Consider the following 27,000-nt stretch of genomic DNA (forward strand, 5'->3'; position numbering starts at 1 on the left):
CGGACGGCCGACCCGTCACCCCCCACCCCTGCCGGGCCGTCCGGCCGCCGGGCCTCCCCGGCCACCACCCGCGCCCCGTCCCCGGGACGGCGCCGTCATCCGGCGCACCGGCTTCCGGACGCCGCTCCCCGCCCCCTCCCCGCCCGCCGAGCGCGCCCCGGGTCGAGCGCAGCGCGAGCAGCAGGACACCGATGTCGTCGAGATAGACCGGGTCCGGGAGCAGATCGGCCGGGAGCACCAGATAGAGGACGGCCCCCCAGAAGACCCACCTGGGCCCCGCGGGCAGCCCGGCGCGCACCAGATCCCGCCGGGCGCGCACCAGCCGCACCAACACCGCGACCGCTACGGCCAGCACGGCCGCCGCCGCGAGCGCCAGCCCCGTCAGGATCACCACCGTGGACGTGTCCATCGGGCCCCTTCCGCCACGGGCGCGCGGCGCGCGCCCCTCCTCCGTCCGCCTTCCCCGGCACGGCCCCGGCGCTGCCGCCGTCCGCCGCCTCCCTCATCCCCGTGGCGCATCAGGAGTGGCACCGGGCGGCGGACCCGCCTAGTAATGGTCACCACACCACGCGTGTCGCACATCGGGGAGCAGGGCGGCACCCCCTCACACGGAGAGATGATGACCACCGGCTCTTCCTCACCTCGCTCGTCCGCAGACGCCATAGCCCTCCTCGACCCGCCCGCCGCGCCCACCACCCGCGGCACCGGAACCCTCCGGACCTGCCCCGCCGCCGGGGAACGGCCCCCGGAACCCGGACCGGGCGAACCCGGCCCCGCGGCCCACGGCGACCCCGTCGGCGACCTGGTGCGCGCCGCGGTGGCCGACCGGCCGCTGGAGGAGGTCGTGGACCTGATCACCGCACTGGAGCTGTCGCCCCGGTACCAGAGTGCCACCGCGGACGCGCTCCGCGCGGTCGGCGTCCACCGCTCCGTGGAGGACGTGGCCCGGCTGGCCGTCCTCCTGACCCGGCCCCCGCGCCGCCCCGACGGCGCCGACGAGGCGGTCCGCGCCGCGGTCCGCAGCCGCTCGGTGGAGGACGTCACCCGCCTCGTCGACCTGCTGCACCGCGCCCCCCTGGAACCCCGCTGCGGCCAGGAGGCCGTGCGCACCGCAGCCCTCGGCAGACCCGTCACCGAACTGGTCGAACTGATCGGCCGCCTGACCGACGAACGGCAGGGGACCCCCGGCCCGGACCGCCGCCCGCCCGCCGGGGAGGGCCCGGACGGCACCCCCGCGGGCGACCGGCCCCGCCCCTCCCCGCGCGGCGGCTCGACCGGCGTCCTCTGCGCCCGTGTCCTGCGCCGCGTCCTGCGCGCCGGACGCCGCCGGGCCCCGCACCGCACCCGGGACCGCGAACCGGCCGCCCCGGCACGGGACCCCCTTCCGGGGCGGCGCCACGCCCTCCCGGTACGGCGGCCCGCCTCGGCGCCGGAGCCCGCCGAGGTGCCCCCGGCCACCGCGCGCACGGCGGCCTGGCCGACCTGGCTCACCGTCGCCCTGCTCGCCTGCTGCGGAGTGGCACACTTCCCGCCGGACCACGACGGCACCACCGTCCGCGCCTACGCCCTCGCGCTCGGCCTGTCGGCCTTCTGCCTGGCCGTGGCCCTGCTCCTGACCGTGCGCCCCGCCCCCGTGGCGCTCGCCCTGGCGGTCGTCGCCCCGGCGGCATCCGCCGTCGCCGCGCTGCACGCCGCCACCGGGCCCTCGCCGCGCCTGGCCCGCGCCACGGAGCTGGCACTGGCCCCCACCTGGGCCGCCGTCGGCCTCGCCGTCCTGGCCTCGCTCAGCGCGCTCGCCGCCCTCTGCGCCCGGGTCGACGGCCGGCCCTCCGGCGGGCGGGCCCGGCCACCGGCGACGATGGCCCGGGTCCGCCGCGTCACCCACTGACCTCACCGCCTCCGCCGCGCCCCACCGCCCGGCGCCGGCCCTCCGGCCTCCGCTCACCGCCGGCGCCCGGGTTCGGCCACCACCGCGCCCGCCGCCGGGAGGCCCGCGCCCCTCGTAGCGGCGGCCGGGGCCGCGGAGGCCGCGCGCCCGTCGCCCGCGTCCGCCGCCGCGCCCCGTACGGGGGCGGCCCGCGCCACCCGGTCGGTCACCCGTTCCGCCGCGGGGACCGGACGCCCAGCGTGCCCGGCGGATGCCCGTGATCCAGCAGCCCGGTCAGCACCCGGTCGGGGGTGAGCGGGAGCTCACGGAAGCGGACACCGGTCGCGTGGTGCACGGCGTTGCCCACGGCGGCCGCCGCGCCCACGATGCCGATCTCCCCGATGCCCTTGCTGCCCATGGGGTTGAGCCGGCCGTCCCGCTCGTCGACCCAGTACGCCTCCACGCACCCCACGTCGGCGTGGACCGGCACGTGGTACGACGCCAGGTCGGGCCGGGCGAAGTCGCCGAACGCCGGGTCCACCGGACCGTCCTCGGTCAGCGCCATGCCCAGGCCCATCGTCATCCCGCCGATGAACTGCGAGCGCGCCGTGCGGGGGTTGAGGATCCGCCCGGCGGCGAACACACCCAGCATCCGGGTCACCCGCACCTCCCCGGTCACCGTGTCCACCGAGGTCTCCACGAAGTGCGCGCCGAAGGCGTGCCGGGCGAAGGGGCTCTCGGCGTCGGCCGTCCCCGTGGTGTCGGCGGTGGCGGCGACGCCCTCCTCGGGCAGCGGGCCCGCCGTCCCGGCCAGCCGCTCGGTGAGCCGCGCGCACGCCTCGTGGACGGCCCATCCCCAGGAGGCGGTCCCCGCGGAGCCGCCCGCCACCGGGGCGGACCCGATGCCGCTGTCCGCGATCTCGACGGCCACCCGGTCCGGCGCGGCCCCGAGCGCCTCGGCGGCGATCTGCGCGCAGACCGTCCGGGCGCCCGTGCCGATGTCGGTGGCGTTGACCCGGACCAGGAAGTCCCCGCCCGGCAGGGCCCGCGCCGTCGCGGCGCACGGAGCCACCAGGACCGGATAGGTGGCCGCCGCCACCCCGGTGCCGGTGAGCAGGGACCCGGCGGCGCGGGTCCCCGGACGCGGATCGCGGCCGGTCCAGCCGAACCGGCGCGCGCCCTCGCGCAGGCACTCCACCAGATGCCGGCTGCTGAACGGCCGGCCGCTGTCGGGCTCGGTGTCCGGCTCGTTGCGTATCCGCAGCTCCACCGGGTCGACGCCGAGCCGGACGGCCAGCTCGTCCATCGCGGACTCCAGCGCGTACATGCCGGGGCACTCGCCGGGGGCCCGCATCCAGGACGGCGTCGGCACGTCCAGGGGGACCACGCGGTGCACGGTGCGCAGGGCCGGGGCCCGGTACATCACCCGCGCCGGGACCGCCGCCTGCTCCACGAACTCCTTGATCCGGGAGGTGTGCGTCGTCACCTCGTGCACCAGGGCGGTGATCCGGCCCTCCGCGTCCGCGCCCAGCCGCAGCCGGTGCAGGGTCGGCGCCCGGTGGCCGACGACGGACGGCAGATACCGGCGCGACAGGGCCACGGTGACGGGGCGGCCGGTGTGCCGGGCCGCCATCGCGGCCAGCACCGCGTCCGGCCGGGGCGTGCCCTTGGAACCGAAACCGCCGCCCACGTGCTCCGCGAGGACCCGGACCCGGTCCGGCGGCAGCGCGAACATCCGGGCCAGCTCCCGGCGCACGGCGGTGGTCCCCTGGCTGGAGGTGTGCACCGTCAGCGCGTCGCCGTCCCACCGGGCGGTGGTGGCGTGCGGCTCCATGGGGTGGTTGTGCAGCGGCGGCACCCGGTACGCGACGTCGATCCGGGCCGCCGCCGCGGCGAGCCCCGCCTCGGTGTTGCCGTGCGCGGTGACGGCCGGGTAGCCGCCGTTGGCCGTCTCGGGGACCACGGCGTCGCGGTGCCCCTCGGTGAGGGTCGCGTCGAAGCCGTCCGCCTCGTACGCGACGCGGACCGCGGCGGCGCCCTCCCGCGCGGCCTCCGGCGTCTCGCCCACCACCAGGGCCACCGGCCAGCCCCGGTGCGGGACGCGGGGCCCGCGCAGGACGGCCAGCACGGGATCGTCGGGTTCCGCCAGCCGGGGGGCGTTCTCGTGGGTCAGCACCGCCAGCACCCCGGGCAGGGCCAGCGCCGCCGCCGTGTCGACGCCGGTCACCCGGCCGCGCGCGATCGCCGCCGGGACGGGCCGGGCGTGGGCACGGCCGGGGAGGTGGTGCTCGGCCGCGTACCGCGCCGTGCCGGTGACCTTCTCCGGTCCCTCCCGGCGCTCGACGGGCGCGCCCAGCGCGGTCTCGGTGCCGGTCATGGGTCCTCCTCGGGGGCGCGGGGTCGGTCCGCGGCGGGCGGTGCCAGCCGGGCCAGTACGTCCAGGGCCAGCCGCCGGGCCAGCGGCACCTTGTAGGCGTTGTCGCGCAGTGGCTCGGCGGCGGCCAGCTCCAGCTCCACGGCGTGCTCGAACGCCGCGAGGGTCGGCGCCGCCCCCCGCAGGGCGTCCTCGGCCCGGTGCGCCCGCCACGGCTTGTGCGCCAGAGCGCCGAAGGCGAGCCCGGCCCGCTCCACGACCCCGTCCGCCACGTGCAGCACGGCGGCGAAGGAGGCGAGCGCGAAGGCGTACGACGCCCGGTCGCGGGCCTTGCGGTAGGCGGAGGGAAGCCCGGCCGTGGCGGCGGGCAGGACCACACCGGTGATCAGCTCGCCGGGATGGATCTCGGTGTCCCGCTCCGGATGCTCCCCGGGCAGCCGGTGGAAGTCGGCGGCGGGTATCCGGCGCGATCCCTCCGGGCCGTGCAGCTCCACCCGGGCGTCCAGCGCGGCCAGCGCCACCGCCATGTCGGAGGGGTGGGTGGCGACGCACCTGTCGGAGTACCCGAGCACGGCGTGATCACGGTGCAGGCCCTCCAGCGCGCCGCAGCCGGTGCCGGGCTCCCGTTTGTTGCAGGGCTTGGTGACGTCCTGGAAGTACGGGCAGCGGGTGCGCTGCAGCAGGTTGCCGCCGGTGGTCGCGGCGTTGCGCAACTGCCCGGAGGCGCCCGCCAGCACTGCCTGGGACAGCGCCGGATAGCGGTCCCGGACCGCGGGGTGCGCCGCGAGGTCGCTGTTGCGGACGGTGGCCCCGACGCGCAGCGAACCGTCCGGCAGCTCCTCCACCGCGTCCAGCGGCAGCCGGGTGATGTCGACCAGCGCGCCGGGCGCCTCGACGCCGAGCTTCATCAGGTCGACGAGGTTGGTGCCGCCGCCGAGGTAGCGGGCCCCGGGGTGGGCCGCGAAGGCGGCGGTGGCCTCCTCGACACCGGTCGCCCGCACATAGGCGAAGGGCTTCACGGGATCACGTCCTCGACCGCGTCGGCGATGCGCGGATACGCCCCGCACCGGCACAGGTTGCCGCTCAGGCGCTCGCGGATCTCGTCCCGGTCCAGCGGCACCGGCCCGCCGGACGGCACCGCCGGGTCCGTGACGCGCGAGGGGTGTCCGGCGGCGGCCTCCGCGAGCGCTCCGACGGCGGAGCAGAGCTGGCCGGGGGTGCAGTACCCGCACTGGAACGCGTCGCGCTCCAGGAACGCCCGTTGCAGGGGGTGCGGCTCCCCGTCCCGCCCGGCGAGGCCCTCCACGGTGGTGACCGAGGCGCCGTCCAGGGCGACGGCCGGGAGCAGGCAGCCGTTGACGCGCCGCCCGTCCACCAGGACGGTGCAGGCGCCGCACTGGCCGTGGTCGCAGCCCTTCTTGGCCCCGGTCAGCCCGAGGTCCTCCCGCAGCAGGTCCAGCAGGACGCGGCGGTGGTCGACGGTCAGGGTGTGCGGGACGCCGTTGACCGTGAGGGCGACCGGTGAGCTGTGGGCGGGCGCGGGGTCCGGTGCGGGGGCGGCGGGGCCGTCGTGGTGCTGGCTGTCCATGGCGTCGGTGACCTTCCGGGACGGGCCGTGCTGTGCGGTCCGCGTATCCACGCAGCGCGGGCTGACACGTGGGGACGCCGTCCCGCGCTCCCCGCCCTTCCCGGCGCCCCCGGCCCCGCCCCTGGTCGTCGGGCGTTCCCCCGTGCCCCTTCAGGGCGTCGCGGGCTCCCGGGCGTCGAGGGACCAGGGCCGGTCGGGCGGCGCGCACCGGGGCGGAGACGCCGTCCGCCCCTACGGGGTGGGAGGCCGCGCCCGCGGGGATGGCGCCGGTCACGCCGGGGCCGGGGCCCGCCTCGGGTCCCGGGACGGTCGTGCCCCGTTCCGGTGCCGGGCCGCCGGTTCCCCGGAGGACGCTTGTGACCCGTGTGCCCCTCCCCGTGGACGGCCCGGAGGCTCGGACCGGCGGGTGTCAGTCCTCCGCGCCGTCCCGCGCCGAGGTCCCGTCGGAGCCGGAGCCGGAGCCGGAGCCGGAACCCGGTGCCGGGTCGTCGGATCGCCGCCCGTCCGCGCTCGGGTCCGGGCCCGGGGCGCCGTCCGGAGCGGGCCGGGAGGTCCGCCGCCCGCCGCGGAACCGCTCCAGGGTGCGGGTGAACTGCCGCAGCGGGGACGTGGCGGAGCCGCCCGCCCGGCGCCCGGCGAAGGCGCCGTCGGACTGCTGGTAGGCGGCCAGGGCCTCGTTCGCGCGTTCGGCCGCCTCCCGGTACAGGTCACGGGACTCCGTCATCGCCGCCAGCGCCTCGGCGTACATGGCCACCAGCTTGCGCTGCCGGACCAGCTCCTCCTCCGTCGTCAGCAGCCGCCAGTCCTCCCGCAGCGCGGCCAGCTCCTCCTCGGCGCCGTCCGTGAGCGGCCGGGGCAGCCCGGCGAAGGCCGCCACGGCGTCCATCAGCTCCGTGGGCTCCGAGCCGTCCAGGTACACGGTGCGCACCGTGTACTCCGCGGCCGAGTAGCCGTCCGGTGCCGGGCTGCCCGGCAGGACGACCGCGCCGCCGCGCGGCACCTCGGCCCCGAGGTCGGCCAGCGCCCAGTTCACGGCCCGCAACTGCTGCGGGGCCGCCCGGTGCTCCACCACGCGGTGCCGCAGCCCCGGCGGCAGGCGGTCGGCCAGCGGCACCCGGCCCCGGTGGTCGGGGGTCATCGCCTCATGGACGACGACATGGATGTTCCAGGGGCTGCGCCGCGCCTCCTTCAGCAGCCGCCGTGCGGCCCTGTCGTCGTCCGGCAGGTTGTTGACGCCGCGCATCCGCAGGCCCGTGGCGATGTCGCGGTCCCAGGTGACGTCGGGATCGTCGGGCCAGAACATGGTGGCCGGGGACGGCCCCGCGGGGTCCCAGGCGTCCTCCGCCTCGGCGAGGAGCGTCCACACCTGCCCGCCTCCGCCGGGCGGCGCCAGGGTGAGCCGGGCCCGTACGGTGACGGCGCCGGCCGCCCTCCAGCGGGCTTCGAAGACGTGCGGCCCGGGGAGCCGGTCGCCGGTCTCCTCCGGAGTGAACTCCTGGAAGTCGTCGAGGACTTGGGCGTCCTTGTGCCGACGCAGGGTGTGCCGCACGGTGTCCTCCGCGGCGGAACCGACATGGCGGCCACGCGCCGGCCACAGCGTGGGCGGGGTCGTGGGACGGGCGGTGGAATGGCTCGGCATCGGTCCATGGGGGTGGCGGGGTACGGGCGGACCCCCAGTATCGCCGTTCCGGGCCGTTTCCGGGAATCCGGGGTCCGGCGGTCCGGCCCGCCGACGGCGCGTTGACGGACGGCCGCCGACCGGAACGCCCCCGGCCGGTACGGCCCGGCCCGGCATGGGCGCGGAACGGGGGGCGCCCTCCCTCCGTCGCCGGGTGCCCGGAGGCGCGGCCCACCCGCCACCGGCCCGTCGCGGTGCGCGCGGGCCCGGGTCCGGCCGATCCGGGTCCGCCTCTGGCCTACGGGCCCCGCGCCCCCGCACAATGAGCGGCGCGGGCAGGTCCGCCCACCATCCGCGAAGGGGCGGGCCTGTCCGTGCCCCGCCTGTCCGTGCCTCCGCGCGCCCGGGGCGCACACCCCGTCTCCTTCGCGCGCCCGCCGGGCCCACCCGTCCGTCGGCGCGCGCCCGGGCCGTGGTCGCCGCGACCGCGCGCCCGTCCCGGACAGGCCGACGGCGCCGGGGTCCGCGTACGGTCCCCGGCGCCGGTCGGTCGGTGTGCCGGTCAGGCGCCGCTCTCGCGGAGCATGTCCTCCCGCTCGACGAGCTTCACGCGGTCGCGGCCCTGCGGCTCGCCCAGGGCGCGCTCGGCGGCGTCGAGGCTGTGCCAGCCGTCCCAGGTCGTGCAGCGGACGCCGTGCTCGGCGAGGAAGGCGTCCACCGCCTCCGGGGCGGGCGCGGTGGGGGTGTGCAGCCTGCCGTTGGCGTGGTCGTCCAGCAGGCTGGCGACGGTCTCGTTGGCGTCGCCCTTGGTGTGGCCGATCAGGCCGATCGGGCCGCGCCGGATCCAGCCGGTGACGTACGTGGAGGTGAGGTGCTCCCCGGAGTCCTCGATCACCCGGCCGCCCCTGTCCGGGACGGTGCCGGACCCGAGGTCCCAGGGCAGCTTCGGGAGCTGGTCGGAGAGGTAGCCGACGGCGCGGTAGACCGCGCTGACGTCCCAGTCCCTGAACCGGCCGGTGCCCTTGACGTTGCCCGTGCCGTCCAGGGCGGTGCGCTCGGTGCGCAGGCCCACGACCCGGCCGTCCTCGCCGAGGATCTCGGTGGGGGACTCGAAGAAGTGCAGGAACAGCTTGTGCGGACGGTCGCCGGCGTCCCTGATCGCCCAGTTCTCCAGCGTCTTCGCGACCATGTCGGCCTGCTTGTTGCCGCGTCGGGTGGCGATCGAGCCGTCGTCGTAGTCGATGTCCTCGGGGTCGACGATCACCTCGATGCTGGGCGAGTGGTCCAGTTCGCGCAGTTCCATCGGGCTGAACTTCGCCTGGGCGGGTCCGCGGCGGCCGAAGACGTGGATCTCGACGGCCTTGTTCGCCCTGAGCCCGTCGTAGACGTTCGGCGGGATCTCGGTCGGCAGCAGTTCGTCGGCGGTCTTCGCCAGCACGCGGGCCACGTCCAGGGCGACGTTGCCGACCCCGAGCACGGCGACCTTCTCGGCCTCCAGCGGCCAGGTGCGCGGCACGTCGGGGTGCCCGTCGTACCAGGAGACGAAGTCGGCGGCCCCGTAGGAGCCGTCGAGACCGATGCCGGGGACGTCCAGCGCGCGGTCGGCGGTGGCGCCGGTGGCGAAGATCACGCCGTCGTAGAAGGCGCGCAGGTCGTCCAGGCTGATGTCGGTGGGGTAGTCCACATTGCCGAAGAGGCGGATCTGCGGCTTGTCCATCACCTGGTGGAGGGCGGTGATGATGCCCTTGATCCGCGGGTGGTCGGGCGCCACGCCGTAACGGATCAGACCGAACGGCGCGGGCATGCGCTCGAAGATGTCGATGGAGACGCCGGGGTCGGCGGCCACCTCGGACTTGAGCAGGGCGTCGGCGGCGTAGATCCCGGCGGGGCCGGATCCGACGATGGCTACCCGCAGAGGGCGGGGCATGTTCAGGTTCCCTTCGAGCGGCGACGTATCGACTCGGAGTGAAGCCTAAACTAAGGCAACCCTAAGTCGGTACCGGGGTCCGGTCTATGGCCCCATAAGGCCCGCTTATGGGATGTCACACAGGGGGTTTTGATTCCGCCGCCCGGGCCGTCCGCCCCGCGGAACGGTGGCGGCTCGTGCGACGGACCCGGCGACCGGCGCGGCACGATCCCGGCGAGGCCCCGCCGGGGCCCGGCCGGGGGCGTGCCGGACCGGCCTTCTCGCAGGCCACGGGTTTGGAACGGTTGTCACGGGTGACGCGGCGGGGGAACCGCGCACCGCCCCGGCGTCCGTGCCGGAGCGGCGGTCTCGCGAAGGGAGCCCGTGTGGACCCCAACCGGTGGCGGGCTCTCTGGGTGACCCTGGTCGCCGGGTTCATGACGCTCCTCGACGTGACCATCGTCGCCGTCGCCCTGCCCTCCATCCAGCGGGAGCTGGGCGCCTCGGCGGCCTCGGTGCAGTGGATCGTCTCCGGCTACGCGCTGGCCTTCGCCCTCAGCCTGGTGACCGCCGGACGCGTCGGCGACGCCTACGGCAGACGCCGGGTCTTCCTCCTCTCGCTGGCCGGCTTCGTGCTGTGCAGCGCCGCCGCCGGGGCCGCGCCCGGGATCACCCTGCTGGTGGTCGCGCGGCTCGCCCAGGGGGTGGCCGCGGGCTGTCTGGCCCCGCAGAACTCCGCGCTGATCCAGCAGCTCTTCCGGGGCGCGGAGCGCGGGCGCGCCTTCGGCCTCTTCGGCGCGACCGTCGGGATCTCCAGCGCCGTCGGCCCCGTCGTCGGCGGCCTGATCCTCTCCCTGGCCGGACCGCACGGCTGGCGGTGGATCTTCTACGTCAACGTGCCCGTCGGCATCGTCGCCCTCGTGCTCGGCGCCCGGCTGCTGCCCCGTGTCGAGCGCGGCGGCCGGGGCAGGCTCGACCCCGTCGGCGTGGCGCTGCTGGGCGCGGGGATCCTGGCGCTGATGCTGCCGCTGGTGGTCGCGGACGCCGGAGGACTGCGCCGCATGTGGTGGCTGTTCCCGGTGGGCCTGCTGATCCTCGCCGGCTTCACCCGCTGGGAGCGCCTGACCGCCCGGCGGGGCAGGGAGCCCCTGCTCCACCCCGGCCTCCTCACCGAGACCCGCGGCTATGCCACCGGTGCCGTCGTGGGCACCTTGTACTTCATCGGCTTCAGCGGGGTGTGGCTGGTGTTCGCGCTGTTCTTCCAGGACGGGCTGGGCTTCTCGCCGCTGCGGTCGGGGCTGGCGGTGACCCCCTTCGCCGTCGGCTCCGCCGTAGCGGCGGCCGTGGCCGGGCGGCTGGTGGACCGGCTGGGCCGGACGCTCACCGTGTGGGGGCTGATCGCGGTCATGGCGGGCCTCGGGGTCACGGCCCTGGTGCTCTGGCAGGTCCCCGCCGACCGGGCCGCCTGGGTCGCCGCGCCCGCCCTGCTGATCGGGGGGCTCGGCAGCGGCTGTGTGATCTCCCCGAACGTCACCATGACCCTGCACGACGTCCCGGTGCGGATGGCGGGCGCCGCCGGGGGAGCCCTCCAGACCGGGCAGCGGCTGGGCGGCGCGGTCGGCACCGCCGCCCTGCCGGGGCTGTTCTACCTCACGCTGAACGCCACCGGCCACGACTACCACGCGGCCGTGGCCCTGGCCGTGGGCTCCGGGATCGCGGCCATGCTCGGCGCACTGGCCGTGGCCGTCGTCGACTGGCGGCGGGACCGGGTGGAGGACGGCCACCGCACCTGTCCGCCCGAGACGGCCCACAGCACCACCCACGCGGGCCAGGGCTGACCGGGAGTCGCGGGGAGGGGTGGAAATCGGTGAACACTTCGCTTCGAAGTGTTCACCGATTTCGGATACCCACCGGAGACCGGACCCTCCCTCGCCCGGCCGCCGGGTTTGATTCCGGCGACACGGGCGACCCGCAGGGGGAACAGCATCCGAACGCCAGGAGAGGTGAGCACCAGTGGCCGGCAGCGAGAAGTCCAAGAGCCGGATGGAACAGGCCAAGGGGAAGGCCAAGGAGGCGGTCGGACGGGCCGTCGGCAACGAGCGGATGACGGCCGAGGGCCGGGCCGACCAGGCCAAGGGCGACGTCCGCCAGGCCAAGGAGAAGGGCAAGGACGCGTTCCGGCACTGAGCCGGGGCCCGACCGCCAGGCGCGGTGTCGAGGGCCGGGCGGCCGACAGCGAGTCGGCCGCCCGGCCCTCGCGCGCGCCCGGCGCCGCCCGCCCGCACCGGCGACGCCCCGGCCCGACGCCCCCGGCTCGACGCGCGGAACCGCGCCCGGCTCACTAGGCTTTTCGAGTGTGGCTCACACATTCGACGAACTCGTGCACAAGCGTCGCGCCGCCGACCAAGCACAGCGCCGGGTCGAGGTGCTGCGCGACTCCTACGGACCCCCGACCCAGCATCGATGGACTCCCCGGCAGTCCCATACCTATGAGACCGCGCTGAGGGCCTGGCGCGACCTGGACCGGGACGCACGCACCGCGATGGCCGAGTACGTCAGGGCGGGGGACGAATCGCGGGACCGGGTCGAGACCGGCATCCGCGAGGCCCTCCAGGAACCCGATCCCGGCGCCTGAGCAGCGGCAGGTGACCCCCGTACGGCGGGCCGGCGGCCGGGCACGAGCCCCGGCCGCCGGCCCCTTCGTTCCTCGTTCCGATCCGGCCCCCACACCCCGTCGGCCTCGCCGGCCGCTCCCGGGCCCCTCACCGCCCGTTCCCCATGGTTGTGACGGCTGCGTGTCATGTGTCACGGTGTAGCGCCCTGTGAGGCCGTGCACACGGCATCGCGACCAGACGACCGGTGAGGACGACAGGCCATGGACATGCTGTGGAACGGCTGGGGCGATCCGGACCGGGCGGCGCCGCTGCCCGCCACGGTGACCGGACTGCTGCGCGACATGCTCGGCGTCACCCCCCGCGACACCGCCTCCGTCGCCCTCGCCGACGTCCGGCCCCCGGACTCGCCGATCGCCCCGGACGCCCGCGGCGCGCTGCTCGCCGCCGTCGGCGGCCGGGCCGACGCGGTGCGCACCGACCCGGTCTCCCGCGTCCGCCACACCCGCGGCAAGTCCACCCCCGACCTGCTGCGGATGCGGGCCGGGGACACCGCCGACACCCCCGCCGCCGTCGTCCTGCCCGAGAGCCACGACGAGGTCCTCGCCGTCCTGCGGGCCTGCGCCGCGCACGGGCTGCCGGTCGTCCCGTTCGGCGGGGGCACCTCCGTCGTCGGCGGCCTCGCCCCCGAGCGCGCCACCGCCTCCGTCGCGCTGGACCTCGCCCGCATGAACCGCCTGCTCGGCCTCGACCCGGTCTCCCGCACCGCCACCCTCCAGCCCGGACTGCGCGCCCCCGAGGCCGAGGCCCTGCTCGCCCGGCACGGCTTCACCCTCGGCCACTTCCCCCAGTCCTACGAATGGGCCACCATCGGCGGCTTCGCCGCGACCCGCTCCAGCGGCCAGGCCTCCGCCGGATACGGCCGCTTCGACGAGACGGTGCTCGCCCTCACCCTCGCCACCCCCGAGGGCACCCTCGACACCGGCCGCGCCCCCCGCTCGGCCGCCGGGCCCGACCTGCGCCAGCTCGTGCTGGGCTCGGAGGGCGCCTTCGGCGTCATCACCTCCGTGACCGTGCGCGTCCGCCCCGTGCCCGAGACCCGGTCCTACGAGGGCTGGCGCTTCCCCTCCTTCGACGCGGGCGCCGACGCGCTGCGCCGGCTCGCCCAGGACGGACCCCGCCCCACGGTGCTGCGGCTGTCCGACGAGACCGAGACGCTGATCGGCCTCGCCCGGCCCGACACCATCGGCACCGCCCCGGACCAGCCTCTCGGCGGCTGCCTCGCCGTCGTCGGCTTCGAGGGCACCGCGGCGGACACCGCCCACCGCCGTGAAGGCGCCGAGGCCGTGCTCGCCGCGGCCGGGGGCACCTTCGCGGGTGGTGAACCCGGGGAGCGGTGGGCCGAGGGGCGCTACGCGGCGCCGTACCTGCGCGACTCCCTGCTCGACGCCGGGGCGCTCGCCGAGACCCTGGAGACCGCCGCCTACTGGTCCCGGATCCCGGCGCTGTACACCGCCGTGCGCGACGCGCTGACCGCCACGCTCACCGCCGCGGGCACCCCGCCGCTGGTCATGTGCCACATCTCGCACGTCTACGAGAACGGGGCCTCCCTGTACTTCACCGTCGTCTGCGCCCAGGGCGAGGACCCGGTGGCCCACTGGACCCGCGCCAAGCACGCGGCCAACGACGCGATCCTCGCCGCGGGCGGCACCATCACCCACCACCACGCCGTCGGCACCGACCACCGCGACTGGTACGTGCGCGAGGCCGGGACCCTCGGCATCGACGCGCTGCGCGCCGTCAAGCGGCGGCTGGACCCCTCCGGCGTGCTCAACCCGGGCGTGCTCCTGCCCGCCGACTGACCCTGCCGTCCCGCCCCCGCCCCACGCCGGCCCCGTCTTCCTCCCCTCCCCGTCCCGCACGGCGCGGGTCCGCCACCCGTCCGTTCCCCGGCGGAGGGCCGGCCCGGTGCCGTCCGCCGGTCCCGAAAGGCACAGCGATGCGACAGTTCACCGCCGTCGTCAACCCCTCCGCGGGCGGCGCCACCGCGGCCGCCGCCCTGCTCGGGGTGGCCCGGCTGCTGCGGGAGGCCGGGGCCGGGCTGGAGACGGAGCACAGCGGCAGCCTCGCGCATGCCCGTGAACTCGCCCTGCGGGCCGGGGAGCGGGGCCGGGTGGTGCTGGCCGTCGGCGGCGACGGCATGGCGGGCTGCGTCGGCGGCGCCCTCAGCGGCACCGGGATGCCGCTCGGCCTCGTCCCCGCGGGCCGGGGCAACGACTTCGCCCGGGCCCTCGGCCTGCCCGACGACCCGGCCCGGCTCGCCGCCGTCCTGCTGCACGGGGAACCGCGTGCCGTCGACACCATCGAGGTCACCTCGGCCGTCCACGACCGCACCGCCGTCCTCGGCAGCGTCTACGCCGGGGTCGACGCGCTCGCCAACCGCCACGCCAACCGCTCCCGGCTGCTGCGCGGCACCGCCGCCTACTACGGGGGCGCCCTCCGCGCCGTCGCCGGCTGGCGCCCCGCCCGCTACCGGGTCACCGTCGACGGCGCGGAGCACTCCTTCACCGGCTACACCGTCGTGGCCGCCAACTCCGGCTACTACGGCTTCGACCGGCTCGTCGCCCCCGGTGCCCGGATCGACGACGGACTGCTGGACGTGGTGATGATCCACCACGCCCCGCGACGGCTGTTCTTCGCCCTGATGAACGAACTGGCCTCGGGCGCGCATGTGCGCCGTCCCCAGGTGCGGGTGGTGCGCGGCCGGGAGATACGCGTCGAGGCCGACCGGCCCCTGCCGTACGGCGCGGACGGCGAGGTGGACGCCGTCCTCCCGGTGACCGCCCGGGTCCTGCCCGGCGCGCTGCGTGTGCTCTGCTGAGGCGCACGAAGCCCCGTGCGGAGCGCGGCTGTTCTTCCGGTGGTCTGATCGGCGGAGCGGCCGGGGCGACAGCGGCGACGGGGGCGGGAGCGGCGGCCCGTCCGCCGCCCGTCCCGCCCGTTCCCCCCCGTCAGCCCGTCGGTGTGGTGAAGCGTTCCCACACCCGGTGGGAGCCCAGCAGCTCCGTGATCCGCGCCAGGGCCGCCGTGCCCGAGTCGGCGACGACCACCCCCGGCGCGTCGGCGGGAACGGCCGCCGAGGCCAGGGCCGCCTCGCCGCCCGCCCAGACCCCGATGGCCTTGCCGTGCCGGAAGGCCTCCGCCAGCAGCAGGCTCACCCGGGGATCCGTGGTGGCGGGCGTGGCGGGGGACGGCGGTGACTTGTAGTCCCGGGCGGTGTAGGCGTCCCCGCCCAGCGCGGGCACCCCGGCCAGCAGGACGGCGTCGAACTCGACGGACCGTGCGGTGAGGTAGCTGCGCTGCACCGTCAGCTCCGTGCCGCCGGAGCCGAGGACGCCGCCGGTCGGCGCGACCACCAGCGGGACCATGCCCGCGTCCAGCACGGCCTCCCGCACCGCCGCCACCCCCTCCAGATCGGCCCCGCCGGTGACGATCCCGATGACCCGCCCGTCGGTCGGCCACGCACCGCCGATCTGGGACAGGGCGGGACTCGGCGCCACGTCGGCCAGGGGCACCGTCGGCCCCGGCGCGGGCAGCCCGAGCCCCTCCGCGACCCCCGCGCACAGCTCCGGGTCGATGTTGGCCAGAACCTGGAGCGTCCGCTCCCGGATGGCCCGCTCGTAGCACTTGCCCAGCTCGAACGTGTAGGCGCCGATGATGTGCTCGCGCTCCACCGGGCTCATGCTCAGCCAGAACCGCCGGGGCTGGCTGAAGTGGTCGGCGAACGACTCCGGGGCCTCGCGGACCTTCGTCGCCTCCGGCACCCGCACCGGCGCCTCCACGAACGCCCCGGTGTCCACCCCCGCCGTGAACGGGCAGCCGCCGTCCAGGGAGTTGGGCCGGTACGGCGCCACCCCCCGGTGGACGGCGGTCTGGTGCATCCCGTCCCGCAGCATGTCGTTGACCGGCGCGTGCGGCCGGTTGACCGGGAGCTGGGGGAAGTTGGGCCCGCCCAGCCGGGAGATCTGCGTGTCCAGGTACGAGAACAGCCGCCCCGCCAGCAGCGGGTCGTCGGTGACGTCGATGCCCGGTACCAGATGGCCGACGTGGAACGCCACCTGCTCGGTCTCCGCGAAGAAGTCGGACGGATTGCGGTCCAGGGTCATCACCCCGACCGGCTGGACCGGCGCCAGTTCCTCCGGCACGAGGTTCGTCGGGTCGAGCAGGTCGATGCCCTCGAATGTCTGGTCCGGGGTGTCCGGGAAGGTCTGGATGCCCAGCTCCCACTGGGGGTGGGCACCCGCCTCGATGGCGTCCGCCAGGTCCCGGCGGTGGAAGTCCGGGTCCACGCCGTTGATGAGCTGCGCCTCGTCCCACACCAGGGAGTGCACACCCAGCCGGGGCTTCCAGTGGAACTTGACCAGGGTGGTGGCGCCCTCCGCGTTCACCAGCCGGAAGGTGTGGACGCCGAAGCCCTCCATCATCCGGTACGAGCGGGGGATGCCCCGGTCGCCCATGAAGAACAGGGTGTGGTGGGTCGCCTCGGTGTGCAGGGAGACGAAGTCCCAGAACGTGTCGTGCGCGCTCTGCGCCTGCGGGATCTCCCGGTCGGGGTGCGGCTTGGCGGCGTGCACCACGTCCGGGAACTTGATGGCGTCCTGGATGAAGAAGACCGGGATGTTGTTTCCGACCAGGTCGAAGACGCCCTCGCTGGTGTAGAACTTCGTGGCGAAGCCCCGGGTGTCGCGGACGGTGTCCGCCGAGCCGCGCGAGCCGACCACCGTGGAGAACCGCACGAACACCGGTGTCTCCACGTCCCCGGCGAGGAACCCCGCCCGGGTCACCCGGGCGGCCGTGCCGTAGCTCCGGAAGACCCCGTGGGCTCCGGCGCCCCGCGCGTGCACCACCCGCTCGGGGATGCGCTCGTGGTCGAAGTGCATGACCTTCTCGCGCAGATGGTGGTCCTGGAGCAGTACCGGCCCGCGCGGTCCCGCCTTCAGCGAGTGGTCGGTGTCGTACAGCCGGGTGCCCTGCGCGTTGGTCAGGTAGCTGCCGGACTGCGCCACGCGGGCCCGGTCGGCGCCGGTCGGCTGCCCGGTCGGCGACACGGCGGCCGGACCGCCCTGGTCGGGTTTCGGGGGCAGGGGCTCCCGGGGCTCGGTGGGCTCGGCCACGGGAGGCGACTCGGCGGCCGGCCCGCCGGGGATCCCGTCCGGCGGCCCGTCGTCGTCGCCCCGCAGGGCGTCGGTGACCTTGTGGGCGGCGCGCCGGAGGGGGTTGGCCTCGCTCATCGGGCTGCTCTCCGTTCTGCTCCGGCCACCGCGCGGCCGGGCGTTCAGCGTTCCGCGTTCCGCGGACGGGCCGTGACCGCGTACCCGGGCCCCGGCGATCGAGGCATCCCCGCTCGCGCCGCCCGCCGGGGGCGGTACGGAGGGCCGACACCGGAATCGGACCGCGCCGGGCGGGACCCGTCGGCGAGCCGTAGGGCGGCCGCAACCGGGGCGGCCCGCGTCCGCCGTGGTGCGGGGAACGCGACGGAGGGGCCTCGCGGCGCGGGTACGGGGTCGGGAACGGAGCCGGGTTGCGGACGGCGCCTCTCGGGGCGCCCGTACCAGCCTCACCGCCGGACCATCGCCACGCCACCGGGGGAGAGCACCCGGGGGAGGGGCCGGTACCGCGTCGGCGGGAGAGGGCGGGCCGCTCTCGGGCCGCGTCGCGCCGCCCTCGTCGGGCCGCCACGGTGGCCTCCGCCTCCCACCGGGCCGCGTCGCGGCCCGGTGGCCCGGACGGCTCTACGCGCGGCGGCGGCAGTGCAGGAACAGGTGCGATTCCGGGGTGGCGTCGGGATACGCCGGAGTGAACTCGCTCTCCTCCCGCTCCAGGACCTCCAGGCCCGCCTCCTCGGCCAGCGCCGTCAGGCCCGGCGCGGTGAAGCTGCTCACCCGCACCCGGTGGCCCAGGAAGAGGGCGTCGACGTTCTCGATGTCCAACGGCACCGTCGCCAGGGCGAGATGGCCGCCGGGCACCAGCGCCCGCGTCAGCCGTCCCAGGGTCTCCGCCTGCTCCCGCCGGTCCAGTTGGAGCAGGGAGAAGTAGGCGCAGACCGCGTCGAGCGACGCCTCCTCCAGCGGTTCGTCACGGATGTCGGCGCAACGGAAGGAGGCCGCCGGCACCTGCCGGGCCGCCAGCTCCGTCATCACCGGGGAGACGTCGACGCCCAGCACCCGGTGACCTGCCTCCGCGAGGGTCTCGGCGGTGGGCCGCCCGGTACCGCTGCCGACGTCGAGGACCCTGCTGCCCGGCGCCAGCCGTCCGAGCAGCCATTCGAGGGAACGCCGACGCGCGGGGTCCCCCGCGAAGGCCCTCTCGTAGTCGGCGCCCAGCTCGTCGAACACGGTGATGGGGGGCGGGAGTTGCAGGTCGTCGGTCACGAAGGTCCTCCGGTGGACGGCGCGGTACGATACCGCGGGCCGAGGTGGCCGGGGCATCGTTCCACCGTCGGCGACCCACCGGCAAGCGGCGTCCGGCGGCTCAGCGCAGCGCCTGGTACACCGATGCCGTGGTGTAGCCGTACACCAGGTGCGGGACCAGATCGGACAGCCACGAGACCCGGTCCCACCGGCCGGGATCGGTCACCGCCAGCGCGGTGGCCGGCAGATCGCTGCCCGCCATGGCGACCGCGCCGAGCAGCGGCCCCGCCACCCAGTCCGGCAGCGGTCCGCGCCGTCCCCGCAGCAGCCCGTAGGCCGCGCCCACGCCGAGCCCCGTGGCATGTCCGAGGAGAGCGCCGACGGCCTGCTCGCGGTGGGGGCCGGACTCCTCGTCGCCGAGGACCAGCCCCACCCGGTCGGCGACCGCGTCCACGAGCTGGGCCGGCATCTCGCTGGAGCCCCGGCCGCGCAGCAGCATGTCGCCGTAGGAGGTGAGGTTGAGCGCGACGGTTCCGGCCGCGCCCGCGATCAGTCCCTTGATCCAGGATCGCATCCGGTGGCTCCTTCGGCACGGGGCGCGGCGGCGCGCGCGGACGGTCACGACCCGGTCCGGGTTCCCCGCCGCACGGGTCCGAAGAGTGCCCGGCGGGGCCCGCGCCCGGAACCGCCGCGCCCCGCCCGCAGCGCCACGGGGTGACCGATGGGCCCCCTCGCGCCCGGACCACGCCGCCCGGGCCCGCCACGCCGCCCGGACCACGCCCGCCCGCCGGCCGTCGCGCCCCGCGGCAGGAGCCGGGAGCACCCCCTCCTAACGGCCCCGGGGCCGACCGCCGTCCAGGGCGAGATCGACCAGCCCCCGCACCAGATCCCCGTCCAGCGGCGCCTCGCTCAGCAGGACGCGCACGAACAGCGGGCCGCTCACGGCCTCGATCAGCAGACCGGGGTCGGCGTCCGCCGCCAGCTCGCCGCGCCGCACCCCGCGCCGGACCATCTCCCCGGCCCGGTCCAGGCGCTCGCTCCAGAACGAACGGCGCCGGTCGTCGAGGGACGCGTCCTGCTGGGCCTCGACGCTCAGCCGCAGCAGGGCCCGCCCCTGCGCGGTGCCGAGCAGCCCGGCCAGCGCGCCGAAGAACTCCAGCAGGTCCTCCCGGACCCGCCCGGTGTCCGGCACCGGCAGCGCCGTGTCCATCCGGGTGGTGAGCGCGTCCAGGACCAGGTTCTCGCGGGAGCCCCAGCGCCGGTAGACGGAGGTCTCGTGCACCCCGGCGGCGCGGGCGACGGCGCCGACGGTCGTCGCGGCCAGCCCCTGGGCCGACAGCAGCTCGACCGTGGCGGCGAGCACGGCCCGGCGCATCGGCTCCCCCCGGCGGCGCAGGGGCGGGACGGAGGGTTCCGGAGAGGTCATCGGCCCAGCCTAAAGCAACTCGACCTGCGTTGAGTGCTACGGTTAACGCAAGTCGACCTGCGATGGGGACCGATCGTCCGCCACCGGGGGCCGCAGCACCAAGGAGGTCATGACATGGCGCAGATGCTCGCCGCCCGCCTGCACGTCCCGAGCCGCACCCTGCGGATGGAGGAGGTGCCCCGGCCGCAGCCCGGCCCCGGGGAGGTCCTGGTCAAGGTCGAGGCCGCCGGGGTGTGCCTGTCCGACGTCCACCTCATCGACGGCACCCTCACCCCGCTGCTCCTGCCCGGCGACACCGTCACCCTCGGCCACGAGGTCGCGGGCACCATCGCCTGGACCGGCCCCGGCGTCACCGCCTGGTCGCCCGGTCAGCGGGTCGTGCTGCACGCCGGAGAGGTCCGCGGCGGGGTCACCCACACCCGGGGCGTCGACTACGACGGCGGCTGGGCCGAGTACGCCCTGTCCTCCGCCACCGCCCTGACCGCGCTGCCCGACTCCATCCCGTTCGAGCAGGGCGCGATCATCCCCGACGCCGTCTCCACGCCCTGGGGCGCCATCACCGACACCGGTGCCGTCCGCCCCGGTGAGGCGGCCGGTGTCTGGGGGGCCGGCGGCCTCGGCGTGCACGCCGTGCAGCTGCTGCGCGCGGTGGGCGCCTGCCCGGTCGTCGCCGTCGACCCCAACCCGGTCGCCCGCGAGCGCGCCCTGGCCGCCGGTGCCGATCTCGCCCTCGACCCCGCCGACCCGGAGCTGCCGCAGGCCGTCGCGGCGGCGACGGGTGGGGCGGGGCTCGCCGTCGCCTTCGACTTCGCGGGGGTGCCGCCGGTGCGCGAGCAGGCCGTCTCCGTCCTCGCCCCCAAGGGCCGGCTGGTGCTGGTGGGCCTGACCGACAAGCCGCTCACCCTCACCGACGGCACCCGCTTCAGCTATCTCCAGCAGCGGGTCCTCGGGCACTACGGCTCCGACATGCCGGTGGCCCTGCCGCAGCTCCTCCGCCTCGTCCAGGGCGGGCGGCTGGACTTCTCCGGCTCCATCAGCGGGGTGCTGCCGCTGGCCGACGCCGCCGAGGCGGTCGCCCGGCTGGAGAGCAAGGAGGGCAACCCGGTCCGTCTGATCCTGCGCCCCTGATCCACCCCGCGCCGCCGTACGGGGCGGGGCTCGTCCCCGCCACCCGGCCACCGAGCCTGGTCGAGCCGGTCCGGCCCCGTGGCGTCCGAGCCAGGTCCTCGACGGCTCCGGCGCACCGGCCGGTGAGCCCCGGCTCCGTCCGCGGGATCGCGGTGACCACCACGGGGCCGCCCGGTCGGCACACGTCGTCCGCGCCGTCCGGCAGGCGTCGCGCCCGGGACCGGGTGCCCTTCCCCCACGGCGCCGCCGGCCCCGGCCGGGGCGCCGCCCGGTCCGCGGGGCGTGGGGCCCCGCCGCCCGGGCCGCGTCGCCCACCGCCCGCCCCGGGCACACCCCCCGGCCGTCTATACGATGTCCCCCTCGGACAACGGACGGCGGCGGAAGGGAGGCGGGCGGTGACGGATCACCGGCGCCCGAGGCGCAGGGGCCAGGGCGAGCTGGAGGCACTGGTGCTGGCGGCGCTGCGCGAGGCGGACGGCCCCGTCACGGCGGGCTGGGTGCAGGAGCACATGGGCGGCGACCTCGCCTACACCACGGTGATCACGATCCTGACCCGGCTGCTCGACAAGGGCGCCGTCGGCCGCGAACGCGCGGGCCGCTCCTTCGCCTGGACCCCGGCGGCGGACCAGGCCGGGCTGGCCGCGCGCAAGATGCGCAAGGTCCTGGACGGGGAGAGCGACCGCATGGCCGTCCTCGCCAGCTTCGTCACCGGGCTGGACCCGGACGACGAGCGCCTGCTGCGCGAACTCCTGGAGCACGGACGCGGCCCGGGGGATGTCTGACGCCTCATGGGGTTCTTCGTCTTACTGCCACTGGTCCTGCCGCTGACGGCATGGCCCGTCGCACGGCTGGCGGAGCAGCATCTGCACCCGCGCACCGCCACCCGCCTGCTGTCCGCCGTGGCCGCCGTGATGGCCCTGTGCAGCACGGTCTGCCTGGCCCTGGTCATGGTGGTCGGCACCGCCCAGCTCCCCGGCAACCCGCTGCCCGACGCCTGGTCCGACCCCGAGGTGCGGGCGGCGGTGCCCCACGACGAGATCATCGGCCGGGCGGCCATACCCGCGCTGTGCGCCGTGGTGGCCGCCTCGGCGCGGGCCCTGTGGCGCCACGGCCGGGTGCGCCGTCGCGCCCACCGCGCGCTGGCCGGACTGCCCGGCCGGGAGGTGGCCGTCCTGCCCGACGCGGCTCCGTACGCCTACGCGCTGCCCGGCGGGGAGCGGGACCGGGTGGTGGTGAGCACCGGACTGCTCGGCCTGCTCCGGCCCGGAGAGCGGCGCGCGCTGTTCGCGCACGAGCGGGCCCATCTGGCCGCCCGCCACCACCGCTTCCTGCTCACCGTGCGGCTCGCGGCGCTCGCCAACCCGTTCCTCCGGCCGCTGCGGACGGCCGTCGCCTACACGGCGGAGCGGTGGGCGGACGAGGAGGCCGCCCGGACGGTCGGGGACCGCCGGGTGGTGGCGGTCGCGATCGGCAGGGCGGCCCTGGTCTCGCGCGGCACCCCCCTCGCCACGCTCGCGGGGCTCGCGGCGCCAGGCCCGGTGCCGCGCCGGGTGGCGGCCCTGCTGGGCCCGGCCCCCGCGGTGCGCACCTGGCCCTCGGTGTTCACCTCCGTGGGCCTGGCGGCCTGGGCGGCGGCGGCCGGTACCGCCGTCTCCGCGATGTCGTCCGCGAACTCCGCCGTCACGATGTTCCTCATCCTGCGCGCCGCGACCCCCCTGTAGCGGCCGGGCGGGCCCGGCGGGGGTGACCGCCGTCGCGGCCCGGGGCCGCGGCGTGCCGGCGGCCGCGGGTCAGTCCGTCAGCCCGGCGGCCAGGGCCGCGCCCAGCTCCCAGCAGGCGTCCAGGTCGCCCTTGGCGGGCTCACCGGTCACGCCGACCGCCGGGGCGGCGCGCCGCCAGCCCAGTCCCGTGGTGATCGTCTCGATGGCGCGGGCCGCGCCGGTGGTGTCGTTGCCGCCGTGCACGTAGGAGCCGAAGGGCCTGCCCCGGGTCTCGTCCAGGCAGGGGTAGTACACCTGGTCGAAGAAGTGCTTCAGCGCCCCCGAGACGTACCCCAGGTTGGCCGGGGTGCCCAGCAGGTACCCGTCGGCCTCCAGCACGTCGACCGGGGTGGCCGCGAGCGCCGCCCGCCGCACCACCCGCACGCCCTCGATCTCCGGGGCCGTGGCCCCGGCCACGACGGCTTCGAGGAGCGCCTGGCAGTTCGGGGACGGCGTGTGATGCACGATCAGCAGAGTGGCCACCCCCGCAGCCTGCCGCCCCCCGCGCCGCGACCGCAACACGCGCCGGGCGTCCGGGACGCGTCCTTCCGGGGCAGGCACCCCGGTACCCCGGCATCCCGGCACTCCCGCACCGTCGGCCGGGTCGTCCGGCGCCCGCCCGCACCGTACGCCGCGTGTCGTCCGCCGGGCCCGACGCACGACGGAGCCGCCCGCCCCCGGCGCGGGGGACGGGCGGCTCCGTCATACGGGTGGCGCGGCCGGACTCAGCCGACCGGGGTGGCCGGGGCCTCGGTCGCCCCGGCGGACTCCTCGGCCAGCCGCTCCATGCCGCTGGTGGTCTTCAGCGGCTTCTCCTTGAGGAACACCACGGCCACCAGCGCGAGCAGCGCGAACGGCGTGGCGACCAGGAACAGGTCGGCGGTGGCCACGCCGTAGGCGTGCTCGACGACGGCGCGGATCGGCCCGGGCAGCGTGGACATGTCGGGGACGGTGGTCTCACCGGAGCCCCCGCCCGACGCGGCGGCGCCGGTCTCCCGCAGGCCCTTGGCGATCTCGTCGCCGACCCGGCTGGCGAGGACGGCGCCGAGGACGCTGGTGCCGATGGTGCCGCCCATGCTGCGGAAGAAGGACAGCACGGAGGTGGCCGTGCCCAGCTCGGCGGCGGGCACGTCGTTCTGCGCGGCCAGCACCAGGTTCTGCATCAGCATGCCGACGCCGATGCCGAGGATCGCCATGTAGATGCTGAGCAGCCCGAAGTGGGTGCCCGCGTCGATGGTCGACAGCAGCGCGAGGCCGACGGCCATGATGATCGCGCCCGCCACCAGGTACCGCTTCCACCTGCCGGTCCGGCTGATCACCTGCCCGGCCACGGTGGACGACACCAGCAGCCCCATGATCATCGGCAGGCTCATCAGGCCCGCGACCGTGGGCGACTTGCCCAGGGAGATCTGGAAGTACTGCGAGAGGAAGACGGTCCCGCCGAACATGGCGACACCGACGAACAGGCTCGCGACCGTGGTGAGCGTCACCGTGCGGTTGCGGAAGATGCCGAGCGGGATGACCGGCTCGGCGGTCCGCGCCTCCACGAGGACGGCCAGCCCCAGCACCAGCACACCGGAGGCGGCCAGGGTCAGGCTCTGCCAGGAACCCCAGGCGAACTCGTTGCCCGCCAGCGTGACCCAGATCAGCAGACCGCTGACACCGGCGACGATCAGGAACGCGCCGAGCCAGTCGATGCGCACCTGGCGCCGCACGGTCGGCAGCCGCAGCGTGCGCTGGAGCAGCGCGATGGCCAGCAGTGCGAACGGCACCCCGATGAAGAAGCACCAGCGCCAGCCCAGCCACGAGGTGTCGACCAGCACGCCGCCGACCAGCGGACCGGCGACGGTGCCCACGGCGAAGACCGCGCCGAAGATCCCGGCGTACTTGCCGAGCTGACGCGGCGGGATGATGGAGGCCATGACGACCTGGGCGAGGGCGGTCAGGCCGCCCGCGCCGACGCCCTGCACCACGCGGCTGAAGATGAGCAGGCCCACGCCGTGCGAGAAGCCCGCCAGCAGCGAGCCCACCACGAACATGGCCAGCGAGAGCTGGAGCAGCAGCTTCTTGTTGAAGAGGTCGGACAGCTTGCCCCACAGCGGCACCGTGGCCGTCATGGCCAGCAGTTCCGAGGTGACGACCCAGGTGTAGGCGGACTGGGTGGCGCCCAGGTCGGCGATGATCGTCGGCAGCGCGTTGGCCACCACGGTCCCGGCCAGGATCGCGACGAACATGCCGGCCATCAGACCGGACATGGCCTGGAGTATCTGCCGGTGGGACATGGCGGCGGGAGGCGCGGCGGCGGGCGCCTGGGTTGGGGTCACGGGATCTCTTTCATGGTGATCTGGGGCTCGCGAACGAGCGGGGGAGCACGGACCGGGGTCCTGGGGGACCGGCCGGCCTGTGTGCGAGGTCTCAGGCGGGAGGTGCCGGAAGACCGGCGGTGAGGAGGGCGAACGCCTCGTCGAAGACGGGGAGCAGGGAGGCGTCCTCCTGGTGCGTGAACCAGTGCTCCACGCTCGTGCGCACCGCGGTGACCGCGACCGCGGCCAGCAGCCGGGGATAGAGGCCGAGCGCCGCGCGCCGGTCCTCGTGCGACCCGGCACCGGTACCCGCGCCGGCCCTGTCCGCCGCGGCACCGCGGACGGGTCCGACGGGCCCGGGCGCGTCCGGACCGGACGGGCCGTTCCGGCCGCCGGGGGCGGTGGAGCGCAGCCGGAGCGTGACGGCCTCGGCCAGTTCCGTCTCGTGCGCCATGTGCGCGCACAGCATCCGCACCAGCAGGTGCGGGGCGGTGTGCAGCACCTTGATGTGCAGCCGCCACAGCTCCTGCTGGTGCTCCGCCTCGGCCAGTTCGGCGGCCAGGGCGTCGTGCAGGGCCTCCACCGGGGAGAGCCCGCGGGGCGCGTCCAGTACGGCGCGCCGCATCCGGGTGCCCGCGTCCGGGTCGATCGCCACGAAGGCGTCGTCGCGCGAGTCGAAGTAGTTGAAGAACGTCCGTACCGAGACCCCGGCAGCGGCGCTGATCGCCTCGACCGTGACACGGTCCGCCCCGTGCTCCGCGGCGAGCCGCACCGCGGACTCCGCGAGGGCGGCCCGCGTGGCGCGCTTCTTGCGCTCCCGCAGGCCGCCCCCGGGGACGTTCTTCTCGGACATGGCGTGCATGCTATGCAAATCTGCACGCCCTGCAAAATTATTATCCGGCGAGCTGCCGCAGCGTCTCCTCGAAGGGGACGGCGCCCGGCGCGGGCCGGTTGTGCGGCAGCTTCGCCAGCGCGGCGGCCATCCCGCAGGTGTTGGTCACCCCGGAGAACACCAGGCCCGCGCCGATCGCCCCGGACAGCACGTGCGCGGGCCGCCAGAAGCGCCCCGCCACGAATCCCGCGGCGACCAGGGCCCCGGCGGTGAGGCGGACCTGCCGGTCCATGGGCCACGGCGTCCGGGTCGCCCCGGCGGGCCGCTCGACCGGGTGCCCGGCCGCCTCCCAGGCGCTCGTGCCGCCCTCCAGGGCGGTCGTGGCTATGCCCAGCTCCGACAGCCGTTCGCAGCCCTTGGCGGAGCGGCCCCCGGAGGCGCACACCAGCAGCAGCGGGCCGCGGTCCGCCGCCGCGGTCAGCGCGGACGCCGCCTCGTCGAGCCGGTCCAGCGGCACGTTGCGGGCGCCGGGCAGGTGGCCGCCCGCGTACTCGCCGGGGGAGCGGACGTCGACGACGGTGAAGGAGCCGAGGCGCTCGGCGGCCCGGTCGGCGGTGAGGGTGGAAGTGGTGGTCGTCACGGAGGACATACCTTTCTCTCTGTACTGGCCCCCGCAAGGGTAGGATACCCATGGGGGTATGTGGAGGAGGAAGCGTGGAGCTCGACATGACGGCCGACGAACTCAAGTCGGCGCTGAACCGGCTGCGGCGCGCTCAGGGGCAGCTCGCGGGGGTCATCAGGATGATTGAGGAGGGCCGGGACTGCGAGGACGTGGTCACCCAGCTCGCCGCCGTCTCCCGGGCCCTGGACCGGGCGGGGTTCTCGATCATCGCCACCGGGCTGCAGCAGTGCATGACCAGTGAGGACCCGGCCGTCCGGGACTCGGCGCAGATGCGGGCCCGGCTGGAGAAGCTCTTCCTCTCCCTGGCCTGACCCGGACCGGCGGCCCGCCCGGCCGCCCCGACGGCCCGGTTCCCGACGCGGGGGCCGGGCCGTTCACCGTACCGCGGCCGTTCCCCTCGCCACCGCGAGCCCGGCGGGACCCGGCCGGGGATCCGGCGAGGGGCGTCCCACGGGACCCTCGCGCCCGACGGGACGTTCGCCGACGGCCGCCGA

General features: G+C 76.3%; 23 protein-coding genes and 1 pseudogene. 10 read left to right on the plus strand and 14 right to left on the minus strand.

The genetic code is table 11. The features are described 5' to 3' along the window. Window positions 1–88: 88 nt before the first annotated feature. Window positions 89–409: pseudogene (locus tag ACZ7LB_RS18790) on the minus strand (DUF1232 domain-containing protein); the annotation flags it as partial. A gap of 210 nt (window positions 410–619) precedes the next feature. On the opposite strand from ACZ7LB_RS18790, the gene ACZ7LB_RS18795 reads away from it, so the two are divergent. Then, a complete protein-coding gene (locus ACZ7LB_RS18795; RefSeq protein ID WP_471469488.1) occupies window positions 620–1,888 on the plus strand; it encodes a hypothetical protein in 1,269 nt (422 codons plus the stop codon). Between the two features lie 205 nt (window positions 1,889–2,093). On the opposite strand, the gene ACZ7LB_RS18800 is transcribed toward ACZ7LB_RS18795, so the two are convergent. The 5 genes from ACZ7LB_RS18800 to ACZ7LB_RS18820 all read right to left on the minus strand — a co-directional run bounded on the left by ACZ7LB_RS18800 (window position 2,094) and on the right by ACZ7LB_RS18820 (window position 9,374). Beyond that, window positions 2,094–4,244, minus strand: coding sequence for a xanthine dehydrogenase family protein molybdopterin-binding subunit (locus ACZ7LB_RS18800; protein ID WP_471469490.1), 2,151 nt, complete (start codon window positions 4,242–4,244; stop codon window positions 2,094–2,096). Continuing rightward, entirely contained in the window at window positions 4,241–5,260 is a 1,020-nt protein-coding gene (locus tag ACZ7LB_RS18805) for an FAD binding domain-containing protein (RefSeq protein ID WP_471469492.1), read from the minus strand. The genes ACZ7LB_RS18800 and ACZ7LB_RS18805 overlap by 4 nt, the downstream gene beginning before the upstream one ends. Then, on the minus strand, window positions 5,257–5,829 hold the full coding sequence (locus ACZ7LB_RS18810; RefSeq protein WP_471469494.1) for a (2Fe-2S)-binding protein: 573 nt from the start codon (window positions 5,827–5,829) through the stop codon (window positions 5,257–5,259). Before ACZ7LB_RS18810 ends, ACZ7LB_RS18805 begins: the two co-directional genes overlap by 4 nt. A 409-nt stretch (window positions 5,830–6,238) precedes the next feature. Further along, the gene (locus ACZ7LB_RS18815) at window positions 6,239–7,468 is read right to left on the minus strand and encodes a hypothetical protein (RefSeq protein WP_471469496.1); all 1,230 of its coding nucleotides are present in this window, start codon (window positions 7,466–7,468) and stop codon (window positions 6,239–6,241) included. Between the two features lie 541 nt (window positions 7,469–8,009). Beyond that, a complete protein-coding gene (locus ACZ7LB_RS18820; protein ID WP_471469498.1) occupies window positions 8,010–9,374 on the minus strand; it encodes an FAD-dependent oxidoreductase in 1,365 nt (454 codons plus the stop codon). Window positions 9,375–9,790: 416 nt separating this feature from the next. Between ACZ7LB_RS18820 and ACZ7LB_RS18825 the strand changes: the two genes are divergently transcribed. From ACZ7LB_RS18825 to ACZ7LB_RS18845, 5 genes are all read left to right on the plus strand, one after another. After that, window positions 9,791–11,191 (plus strand): MFS transporter, encoded by a 1,401-nt coding sequence (locus ACZ7LB_RS18825; RefSeq protein ID WP_471469547.1) that lies wholly within the window; start codon window positions 9,791–9,793, stop codon window positions 11,189–11,191. 175 nt (window positions 11,192–11,366) lie between these two features. Then, window positions 11,367–11,540: a CsbD family protein gene (locus tag ACZ7LB_RS18830; protein ID WP_161224270.1), complete on the plus strand. Its 174-nt coding sequence runs from the start codon at window positions 11,367–11,369 to the stop codon at window positions 11,538–11,540. Window positions 11,541–11,709: 169 nt separating this feature from the next. After that, window positions 11,710–11,988 (plus strand): hypothetical protein, encoded by a 279-nt coding sequence (locus ACZ7LB_RS18835; protein ID WP_471469499.1) that lies wholly within the window; start codon window positions 11,710–11,712, stop codon window positions 11,986–11,988. 240 nt (window positions 11,989–12,228) lie between these two features. Then, window positions 12,229–13,827 carry an FAD-binding oxidoreductase gene (locus ACZ7LB_RS18840; RefSeq protein WP_471469500.1) on the plus strand — a complete coding sequence of 533 codons (1,599 nt, stop codon included), beginning with the start codon at window positions 12,229–12,231 and terminating at the stop codon, window positions 13,825–13,827. 137 nt (window positions 13,828–13,964) lie between these two features. After that, window positions 13,965–14,846 carry a diacylglycerol/lipid kinase family protein gene (locus ACZ7LB_RS18845; protein WP_471469502.1) on the plus strand — a complete coding sequence of 294 codons (882 nt, stop codon included), beginning with the start codon at window positions 13,965–13,967 and terminating at the stop codon, window positions 14,844–14,846. 130 nt (window positions 14,847–14,976) lie between these two features. On the opposite strand, the gene ACZ7LB_RS18850 is transcribed toward ACZ7LB_RS18845, so the two are convergent. The 4 genes from ACZ7LB_RS18850 to ACZ7LB_RS18865 form a co-directional block, all read right to left on the minus strand. After that, window positions 14,977–17,256 carry a catalase gene (locus tag ACZ7LB_RS18850; RefSeq protein WP_471469503.1) on the minus strand — a complete coding sequence of 760 codons (2,280 nt, stop codon included), beginning with the start codon at window positions 17,254–17,256 and terminating at the stop codon, window positions 14,977–14,979. A gap of 501 nt (window positions 17,257–17,757) precedes the next feature. Further along, the gene (locus ACZ7LB_RS18855) at window positions 17,758–18,396 is read right to left on the minus strand and encodes a class I SAM-dependent methyltransferase (protein WP_471469505.1); all 639 of its coding nucleotides are present in this window, start codon (window positions 18,394–18,396) and stop codon (window positions 17,758–17,760) included. Between the two features lie 100 nt (window positions 18,397–18,496). After that, window positions 18,497–18,949 (minus strand): hypothetical protein, encoded by a 453-nt coding sequence (locus tag ACZ7LB_RS18860; RefSeq protein WP_471469507.1) that lies wholly within the window; start codon window positions 18,947–18,949, stop codon window positions 18,497–18,499. A 255-nt stretch (window positions 18,950–19,204) separates the two neighbouring features. Further along, the gene (locus ACZ7LB_RS18865) at window positions 19,205–19,801 is read right to left on the minus strand and encodes a TetR/AcrR family transcriptional regulator (protein ID WP_471469509.1); all 597 of its coding nucleotides are present in this window, start codon (window positions 19,799–19,801) and stop codon (window positions 19,205–19,207) included. Between the two features lie 114 nt (window positions 19,802–19,915). Here ACZ7LB_RS18865 and ACZ7LB_RS18870 point away from each other — a divergent pair, with 114 nt between their 5' ends. The 3 genes from ACZ7LB_RS18870 (at window position 19,916) to ACZ7LB_RS18880 (ending at window position 22,650) form a co-directional block, all read left to right on the plus strand. Beyond that, the gene (locus tag ACZ7LB_RS18870; RefSeq protein ID WP_471469511.1) at window positions 19,916–20,929 is read left to right on the plus strand and encodes a zinc-binding dehydrogenase; all 1,014 of its coding nucleotides are present in this window, start codon (window positions 19,916–19,918) and stop codon (window positions 20,927–20,929) included. 395 nt (window positions 20,930–21,324) lie between these two features. Continuing rightward, complete coding sequence (locus ACZ7LB_RS18875) at window positions 21,325–21,711, plus strand: BlaI/MecI/CopY family transcriptional regulator (protein WP_265291849.1); 387 nt, start codon at window positions 21,325–21,327, stop codon at window positions 21,709–21,711. 6 nt (window positions 21,712–21,717) lie between these two features. After that, entirely contained in the window at window positions 21,718–22,650 is a 933-nt protein-coding gene (locus ACZ7LB_RS18880) for a M56 family metallopeptidase (RefSeq protein WP_471469512.1), read from the plus strand. 69 nt (window positions 22,651–22,719) lie between these two features. Here the strand turns inward: ACZ7LB_RS18880 and ACZ7LB_RS18885 are convergent, their stop codons facing one another. The 4 genes from ACZ7LB_RS18885 to ACZ7LB_RS18900 all read right to left on the minus strand — a co-directional run bounded on the left by ACZ7LB_RS18885 (window position 22,720) and on the right by ACZ7LB_RS18900 (window position 26,464). Then, window positions 22,720–23,172: a flavodoxin family protein gene (locus ACZ7LB_RS18885; RefSeq protein WP_471469513.1), complete on the minus strand. Its 453-nt coding sequence runs from the start codon at window positions 23,170–23,172 to the stop codon at window positions 22,720–22,722. A 242-nt stretch (window positions 23,173–23,414) separates the two neighbouring features. Beyond that, on the minus strand, window positions 23,415–24,971 hold the full coding sequence (locus ACZ7LB_RS18890) for an MDR family MFS transporter (RefSeq protein WP_471469549.1): 1,557 nt from the start codon (window positions 24,969–24,971) through the stop codon (window positions 23,415–23,417). Window positions 24,972–25,104: 133 nt separating this feature from the next. Then, on the minus strand, window positions 25,105–25,854 hold the full coding sequence (locus tag ACZ7LB_RS18895; RefSeq protein WP_471469515.1) for a TetR/AcrR family transcriptional regulator: 750 nt from the start codon (window positions 25,852–25,854) through the stop codon (window positions 25,105–25,107). A gap of 31 nt (window positions 25,855–25,885) precedes the next feature. Then, a complete protein-coding gene (locus tag ACZ7LB_RS18900; protein ID WP_471469517.1) occupies window positions 25,886–26,464 on the minus strand; it encodes a rhodanese-like domain-containing protein in 579 nt (192 codons plus the stop codon). A 74-nt stretch (window positions 26,465–26,538) separates the two neighbouring features. Between ACZ7LB_RS18900 and ACZ7LB_RS18905 the strand changes: the two genes are divergently transcribed. Next, the gene (locus ACZ7LB_RS18905; protein ID WP_161224282.1) at window positions 26,539–26,817 is read left to right on the plus strand and encodes a metal-sensing transcriptional repressor; all 279 of its coding nucleotides are present in this window, start codon (window positions 26,539–26,541) and stop codon (window positions 26,815–26,817) included. Window positions 26,818–27,000 lie beyond the last annotated feature (183 nt).

It is taken from the genome of Streptomyces sp. NPDC107521, from assembly GCF_055598485.1.

Coding starts and splice junctions, on each gene's coding strand:
- ACZ7LB_RS18895 (WP_471469515.1), bottom strand. CDS start 25,854: ATGCACGCCATGTCCGAGAAGAACGTCCCCGGGGGCGGCCTGCGGGAG.
- ACZ7LB_RS18860 (WP_471469507.1), bottom strand. CDS start 18,949: ATGCGATCCTGGATCAAGGGACTGATCGCGGGCGCGGCCGGAACCGTC.
- ACZ7LB_RS18820 (WP_471469498.1), bottom strand. CDS start 9,374: ATGCCCCGCCCTCTGCGGGTAGCCATCGTCGGATCCGGCCCCGCCGGG.
- ACZ7LB_RS18850 (WP_471469503.1), bottom strand. CDS start 17,256: ATGAGCGAGGCCAACCCCCTCCGGCGCGCCGCCCACAAGGTCACCGAC.
- ACZ7LB_RS18840 (WP_471469500.1), top strand. CDS start 12,229: ATGGACATGCTGTGGAACGGCTGGGGCGATCCGGACCGGGCGGCGCCG.
- ACZ7LB_RS18870 (WP_471469511.1), top strand. CDS start 19,916: ATGGCGCAGATGCTCGCCGCCCGCCTGCACGTCCCGAGCCGCACCCTG.
- ACZ7LB_RS18795 (WP_471469488.1), top strand. CDS start 620: ATGACCACCGGCTCTTCCTCACCTCGCTCGTCCGCAGACGCCATAGCC.
- ACZ7LB_RS18865 (WP_471469509.1), bottom strand. CDS start 19,801: ATGACCTCTCCGGAACCCTCCGTCCCGCCCCTGCGCCGCCGGGGGGAG.
- ACZ7LB_RS18800 (WP_471469490.1), bottom strand. CDS start 4,244: ATGACCGGCACCGAGACCGCGCTGGGCGCGCCCGTCGAGCGCCGGGAG.
- ACZ7LB_RS18845 (WP_471469502.1), top strand. CDS start 13,965: ATGCGACAGTTCACCGCCGTCGTCAACCCCTCCGCGGGCGGCGCCACC.
- ACZ7LB_RS18810 (WP_471469494.1), bottom strand. CDS start 5,829: ATGGACAGCCAGCACCACGACGGCCCCGCCGCCCCCGCACCGGACCCC.
- ACZ7LB_RS18815 (WP_471469496.1), bottom strand. CDS start 7,468: ATGCCGAGCCATTCCACCGCCCGTCCCACGACCCCGCCCACGCTGTGG.
- ACZ7LB_RS18890 (WP_471469549.1), bottom strand. CDS start 24,971: ATGTCCCACCGGCAGATACTCCAGGCCATGTCCGGTCTGATGGCCGGC.
- ACZ7LB_RS18880 (WP_471469512.1), top strand. CDS start 21,718: ATGGGGTTCTTCGTCTTACTGCCACTGGTCCTGCCGCTGACGGCATGG.
- ACZ7LB_RS18825 (WP_471469547.1), top strand. CDS start 9,791: ATGACGCTCCTCGACGTGACCATCGTCGCCGTCGCCCTGCCCTCCATC.